7 protein-coding genes are annotated in these 6,200 nt (G+C 69.5%); all 7 read right to left on the bottom strand.

What is annotated here, in order from left to right:
• Positions 1-65: 65 nt before the first annotated feature.
• The 7 genes from atpB to prfA all read right to left on the bottom strand — a co-directional run bounded on the left by atpB (position 66) and on the right by prfA (position 6,136).
• Entirely contained in the window at positions 66-896 is an 831-nt protein-coding gene (gene atpB / locus ACWGL3_RS16725) for a F0F1 ATP synthase subunit A (RefSeq protein WP_267950497.1), read from the bottom strand.
• Positions 897-1,001: 105 nt separating this feature from the next.
• A complete protein-coding gene (locus ACWGL3_RS16730) occupies positions 1,002-1,232 on the bottom strand; it encodes an AtpZ/AtpI family protein (protein ID WP_267946341.1) in 231 nt (76 codons plus the stop codon).
• 105 nt (positions 1,233-1,337) lie between these two features.
• Positions 1,338-1,760 (bottom strand): hypothetical protein, encoded by a 423-nt coding sequence (locus tag ACWGL3_RS16735; protein ID WP_267946342.1) that lies wholly within the window; start codon positions 1,758-1,760, stop codon positions 1,338-1,340.
• A 225-nt stretch (positions 1,761-1,985) separates the two neighbouring features.
• On the bottom strand, positions 1,986-3,152 hold the full coding sequence (locus tag ACWGL3_RS16740) for a glycosyltransferase family 4 protein (protein WP_267946343.1): 1,167 nt from the start codon (positions 3,150-3,152) through the stop codon (positions 1,986-1,988).
• 12 nt (positions 3,153-3,164) lie between these two features.
• Positions 3,165-4,127, bottom strand: a complete 963-nt coding sequence (locus ACWGL3_RS16745) for an L-threonylcarbamoyladenylate synthase (protein ID WP_267946344.1) — start codon at positions 4,125-4,127, stop codon at positions 3,165-3,167.
• 78 nt (positions 4,128-4,205) lie between these two features.
• Positions 4,206-5,069 (bottom strand): peptide chain release factor N(5)-glutamine methyltransferase, encoded by an 864-nt coding sequence (gene prmC, locus ACWGL3_RS16750; protein WP_267946345.1) that lies wholly within the window; start codon positions 5,067-5,069, stop codon positions 4,206-4,208.
• Positions 5,066-6,136: a peptide chain release factor 1 gene (gene prfA, locus ACWGL3_RS16755; RefSeq protein ID WP_267950498.1), complete on the bottom strand. Its 1,071-nt coding sequence runs from the start codon at positions 6,134-6,136 to the stop codon at positions 5,066-5,068. The genes prmC and prfA overlap by 4 nt, the downstream gene beginning before the upstream one ends.
• Positions 6,137-6,200 lie beyond the last annotated feature (64 nt).

Below are 6,200 nucleotides of genomic sequence, written 5' to 3' on the forward strand. Positions count from 1 at the left end.
TGTGGACGGGTCAGTTCTTCTCGCCCCTGGCACGGCCGGTCGGCCGCGCAGGAGGGGAAGGGGGTCTAGTGGGCCGCTTCGAGCGACTGGTTGATGTACAGGCTCGCCAGCAGCGTGAAGATGAACGCCTGGACGAGCATGATCACGATCTCGAAGACGAAGAAGGCGAGGTAGCCGAACAGCGCCGCGCCCGAGAAGAGGAGCGAGACACCGACCAGCAGGGGCTCGGCCGTCAGGTTGAGCATGTACCAGCCGCCGTAGGCGAACACGGCGAGCAGCAGGCTGCCCGCGAACATGGTCGCGAACAGACGCAGGGCGTGCGTGACCGGGCGGATCAGGAAGACCGAGAGGATCTCGATCGGGGTGACCAGGATGTAGATCGCCTTGGGCATCCCGGGCGGGAAGATCTGGTTCCGGAAGTAGCCCCAGCCGCCCTGGTTGCGGATGCCGATCACGATGGTCATCACGTAGATGACCCCGGCGAACATCGCGGTGAAGGCCAGGTTGCTGTTGACCGGGAGCATGCCCGGGATCAGCCCCGTGAAGTTCATGGCCAGGATGAGCGTGAAGACACCGGTCATGAACGGGATGAACCGGTCGCCCTTGGCACCCATCGTCGGGCGGGTGATCTGGTCCCGGATGAACAGGACCAGCATCTCGCCGACGCTCTGCCTGCGACCAGGGACGAGGCTCAGCTTCTTGCTGAACCACGACCACAGAAGCAGGACAGCACCGACGGCGACGAGAAGCAGGACCAGGTACAGGTCGATGCCCGCGCTGCCGGGGATGTTGGCGAACCACGGTTCCGGGAAGAACATCCCGATAGTGGGCGGCGTGAACCCGCAACCGTTGTCACCGAACAGGTGGCAATTCGGTTCGGCCGCGAGAATGCGCACGTCAGCACTCACGGCGAATCCTTTCGTCGTGACGCAAGAAAGCCTCGTTGATGGTTGTTACAGAGCGTCGTCGCACGATCGTCGACGCCGGACTGGCGGGAGGGTTCAGACCTGGCGGGTCTTGACGACGATCACGTAGATCGCGCCGACCATGCCCAGAACCGCCCCGATGGGCAGGAAGAGCGCCTGGAACCCCAGGAGCTTGTCCGCGGCCCAGCCGATCGCGCTCCAGACGAGCACGCCCGAGAGCAGAGTGGAGAAGAGTGCCCAGCCGTCGGACTCGCGCGGTGCCGGGGGCGTGCGCTTCTCCGATTTTCTGGCTGGTTCGCTGCTCATCTCGCTCCGGAATATAGCATGTGGGCCTTGGCGGGAACGGGGCCGTCCGCCTGCCGAGGTTCAGGGTAATACGCCCTTCCCGACGGGCTGCAACGGGGCACCCCATCACGCGTTCTCCGAACCCTCGTTCGGGGTCACGTGAAGGATCTTGGCCTTCGAGATCGCCCACGTCTGGCCGCCCAGCCAGGCGAGCACGACCGCCAGGGCGCTGTAGACGAAGGCTGCACTGCTGAGGTCCTCGACGAGGGGACTGCGGCCGAGGGTGACGAGGATGACGCCCAGCACCGCCATCTTGACGACGAAGCCGAGCATGTTCGCCGCCAGGAAGAGGTCCTTGTTGCGGCGCGTGATCATGAGGACGGCCCACTGCCCCAGCCCGAAGCAGCCGAGCACGATCACCACGGCGAACAGGGAGCTGAGAGCTCCCGGGACGCCGGCGAGGAGCGCGGAGACCGCAATGGCCAGGAGCCCGCACGCAGCGCTGGGAAGCGCGGCGCCACGGAGGATCCGGGCGTCGTGTTCCTGCATCACAAAGCTCCGTAGGGGTTCAGTGGGTACCTGCTCGTGAAAGCTATCACAAGGTTCTCGGTGCTGAATCCGGGGGTTCCTTAACGCGACCTTAACGCCCCGCAAAACGCCCGTTCCGGGCGTCCTCCGGGGCCTGTGTCACCTTCACCACACCGGTCCGGCCTCCGCCTTCGCAGGTCACCGCCACCGCCTTCCGAGACCTTGGTCCCGAATGCCGACGCCCTTTCAGGCATCAGATGGCGAATCGTGACCTGCCCCCGTCTTAACGCGGTCCTTGCGGTCCCACGGCAGGAGGCCCCGGCGCCGCAGGCGGGGCAGGGCGATGAGGCCGACAGCACACGTGGCGACCAGCGCGGTGACCGTCAGGACGATCACCGGGGAGTCGAACACCGAGAGGGAGACCGCGGCGAACGCCACGATCCCCGCCCACAGGTACATGAGGAGAACGGCCCGCATGTGGCTGTGTCCCATGTCCAGCAGGCGGTGGTGGAGGTGGCCGCGGTCCGGGGCGAAGGGGGACTTGCCCGCGAGGGTCCTCCGCAGCACGGCGAGCACCAGGTCGGCCAGCGGCAGCGCGATCACCAGGAGCGGCAGGGCGATCGGCAGGAACACCACGAGCCCGCCGGAGTTGAACTCCTCACGTGCGGTGTTGGCGTCGAACTGGCCGGTCACCGTGATGGTGATCGAGGTGAGCAGCAGTCCCAGCAGCATCGAGCCGGTGTCGCCCATGAACACCCTGGCCGGGTGGAAGTTGTGGAAGAGGAAGCCCGCGCACGTGCCCGCGAGGATGATCGCGATCATCGCCGGATACGACTGGCGGACGAAGCCCTGCTCGACGGCGACCACGTAGTAGTACGCGAAGAACGCCAGGGAGGAGATGCCGACGATGCCCGCCGCCAGTCCGTCCAGACCGTCGGCGAAGTTGACCGCGTTGATGGTCACCACGATGAGCAGGATCGACACCATCGCGCCCAGCCACGGCCCCAGGGACAGCTGGGTGCCGGGCAGCGGCAGCCACAGCAGCTGCACGCCGTTGGCGACGAGGATGCCGGCGGCCACGACCTGGCCGGCCAGCTTGCTGAGCGCGTCCATGCCCCAGCGGTCGTCGATGATCCCGATGACCGTGATGAGGCCGCCCGCGAGGAGGAGCCCCAGCCAGGTGTCGGCGACGAAGACGTTCTGCAGGTGCGGGAGCTGCGCGGAGATCAGCAGGGCCGCCGCGAACCCCCCGTAGATGGCGAGCCCGCCCAGGCGCGGGATGGGCTCGGTGTGCACGTCGCGGTCGCGCACCGGCGGGGTGGCGCCGATCCTGATGGCGAACTTGCGCACCAGGGGCACGAGCAGGTACGTCACCGCCGCGGCGATGACGAAGGTGAGCGCGTACTCTCGCACGGCCTGGCCCCTCTAGTTCTCGGAACGGTCGCCGTCGGGGAGCTGCCCCGTCTCGGGGGTCCTGCCGTCCTGCCCCGCGGCGGTGCCGCCGCCGGTGGTCCGGTCGCCGCCGGGGGCGGCTTCCGTGTCCGCCCCGGCCGCCGCGGCTCCGCTCCCGGAGGCCGTGCCCTCGGAGGCCCCGTCCCCGGAGGCCTGTGCCGGGTCCGCCCCCCCGGTCCCCGCGGCGGCGGGCGCCTCGGACCGGGACGCGGCCCTGCGGCTCGCCTTGGCGGCCTCGCCGGCCTTGGCGACCTCGTCCTCCCTGACCGGCTTCATGCGGCCCTGGCGCAGCTCTCCGATGACGGTGCCGCACACCGCGCGCAGCTGCTCGATGGAGATGGCGCCGGACCGCAGCACCCGCGGCACGGCGTAGGTCAGGTCGACGATGGTCGAGGCGACAGGGGAGTCGGCCTCCCCGCCGTCCAGGTACACGGCGACGTCCTCGTCACCGAGCTGCTCCAGCGCCTCCTCCATCCGCGTGGCGGCGGGCAGGCCCGACTTGTTGGCGCTGCTCACCGCCATGGGCCCGACCTCCTTGAGGAGTTCGAGGGCGACGGGGTCCATCGGCATCCGGACGGCCACCGTGCCCTTGGTGTCGCCGAGGTCCCAGGACAGGCTGGGGGTGGCGGTGCACACGAGGGTCAGCGGGCCGGGCCAGAACTCCTCCATGAGGTCGCGGCCGTGGTTGCCGAGGTCCTCGATGAGGGCGGTGGCCGCGCGCATCGAGCCGACCAGGACCGGCGGCGGCATGTCGCGGCCGCGCCCCTTGGTGGCGAGCAGGTTCGCCACCGCGGCGGGGCTGAAGGCGTCGGTGCCGATGCCGTACACGGTGTCCGTGGGCAGCACCACCAGTTCACCTCGGCGTACCGCGGACGCGGCGTCGGCGATGCCGTCCTTGCGGGCGGTCTCGTCCGCGCAGTCGTAGATGCGGCTCACCTGCGTTCACCTCATTCTCGAACGGGGTCGACCGGGTTGAGCGGTCCGACGGGAGTACGGGGGTGGGGCACGGCCTCGTCAGCCGTCCCCGTCGGCACGTCGCATGACCACGAAGCGGTCGCGGCGGGCCATGTCCTTGCGGTTGAGGACGTCGCGCCAGCCGTTGTCCTCGGGGAACAGCCAGGGGATGTCGATGCCCTGTCCGTCGTGGTGCTCGACGGCCATCGCCCCGCCGGGGCGGAGCAGCCTGCGGCCGACCGCCTCCAGCTCGCGGATCATGTCGAGGCCGTCCTCGCCGGACCACAGGGCCGGGGCGGGGTCGTAGTCGCGCACCTCGGGCGGGATGGCGCCGGAGCCGCGCGTGGGGACGTAGGGGGGGTTGCTGATGAGGAGGTCGACGCGGCCGTTCAGCTCGGGCAGCGCCGTGCGCATGTCGCCGTGGTGGGAGGTGACGCGGTCGGCGTGCCCGCTGGAGTCGATGTTGCGGCGGGCCCACCCCAGGGCGACGGGGTCGATCTCCACGGTGTGCACCCGCGAGCGGGGTACCTCCTGGGCGATGGAGATCGCGATGGCGCCCGACCCCGTGCCGAGGTCGACGACCAGGGGGTCGGCGACGTCCATGGCCCGCAGCGTCTCGATCGCCCAGTCGACCATGATCTCGGTCTCGGGCCGGGGCACGAACACGCCGGGGCCGACCTGGAGGTCCAGGTAGCGGAAGTAGGCGTGGCCGGTGATGTGCTGGAGGGGTTCGCGCGCCTCCCTGCGGGACACGCACTCCCAGTAGCGGGCGTCGAAGTCGGCGTCGGCCACCATGTGCAGCTCACCTCGACGCACACCGTGCACGAACGCCGCGAGTTCCTCGGCGTCGGTGCGGGGTGAGGCGACGCCCGCTTCGGCCAGCCGGAGCGTGGCGCGGGCGACCTCGTCGAGTAGCAGGTTCATGATGACTGGGCGGCTTCGAGCCTCTCCTTGGTGTCCGCGTCCACGAGGGCCTTGACGACCCCGTCCAGCTCCCCGTCGAGGACCTGGTCGAGGTTGTAGGCCTTGAAGCCGACACGGTGGTCGGAGATGCGGTTCTCGGGGAAATTGTAGGTGCGCACGCGCTCGGAGCGGTCCACGGTGCGGACCTGGCTCTTGCGCTCGGCGGAGGCCTCGGCGTCCGCGCTGGCCTGGGCCTCGGCGTAGATGCGGGCCCGCAGGATGCGCATGGCCTGCTCCTTGTTCTGGAGCTGGCTCTTCTCGTTCTGGCAGGAGGCGACGATGCCGGTCGGCAGGTGGGTGATGCGGACCGCGGAGTCGGTGGTGTTGACGCTCTGGCCGCCGGGCCCGGAGGAGCGGTAGACGTCGATCCGCAGGTCCTTGGCGTGGATCTCGACCTCCACCTCCTCGGCCTCGGGGACGACCAGCACACCGGCGGCGGAGGTGTGGATGCGGCCCTGGGACTCGGTGACCGGGACGCGCTGGACGCGGTGCACGCCGCCCTCGAACTTGAGCATCGGCCAGACGCCGGCCCCCGGCTCGGGGGTGCCCTTGTTCTTGAAGGCGATCGTGATGTCCTTGTAGCCGCCCAGGTCGGAGTGGGTGGCGTCGATGACCTCGGTCTTCCAGCCCTGGCGTTCGGCGTAGCGCAGGTACATGCGGACCAGGTCGCCGGCGAACAGGGCCGACTCCTCGCCGCCCTCTCCGGCCTTGACCTCCATGATGAGGTTCTTGTCGTCGGAGGGGTCGCGCGGGACGAGGAGGACGCGCAGCCGCTCGGTGAGCCGCTCGGCCTCCTCGGTCAGGCGGTCGGCCTCCTCGGCGAAGGAGGAGTCCTCGGCGGCGAGCTCGCGCGCGGCGTCGATGTCGTTCTCGACCTCCTTGAGCGCGCGGTAGGCCTCGATGATCGGGGTGAGCTGTGAGTAGCGTTTGCCCAGCGTGCGCGCCCTGGTCTGGTCGGCGTGCACCTCGGGGTCGGCGAGCTGCTGTTCCAGCTCGTAGTACTCCCCCAGCAGGTCATCCAGCTTCACTTCTGCCACGTCCCCGTCTTGTGTGTCCGTCTCCCCCTCGGGGGCCAACCTGGTCCCGTGGCGC

This window comes from Nocardiopsis sp. NPDC055824, assembly GCF_053616335.1.

Excerpts from the sequence above, each read along its gene's own strand:
- ACWGL3_RS16730 (WP_267946341.1), bottom strand. The coding sequence starts at position 1,232 with ATGAGCAGCGAACCAGCCAGAAAATCGGAGAAGCGCACGCCCCCGGCA.
- prmC (WP_267946345.1), bottom strand. The coding sequence starts at position 5,069 with ATGAACCTGCTACTCGACGAGGTCGCCCGCGCCACGCTCCGGCTGGCC.
- ACWGL3_RS16735 (WP_267946342.1), bottom strand. The coding sequence starts at position 1,760 with ATGCAGGAACACGACGCCCGGATCCTCCGTGGCGCCGCGCTTCCCAGC.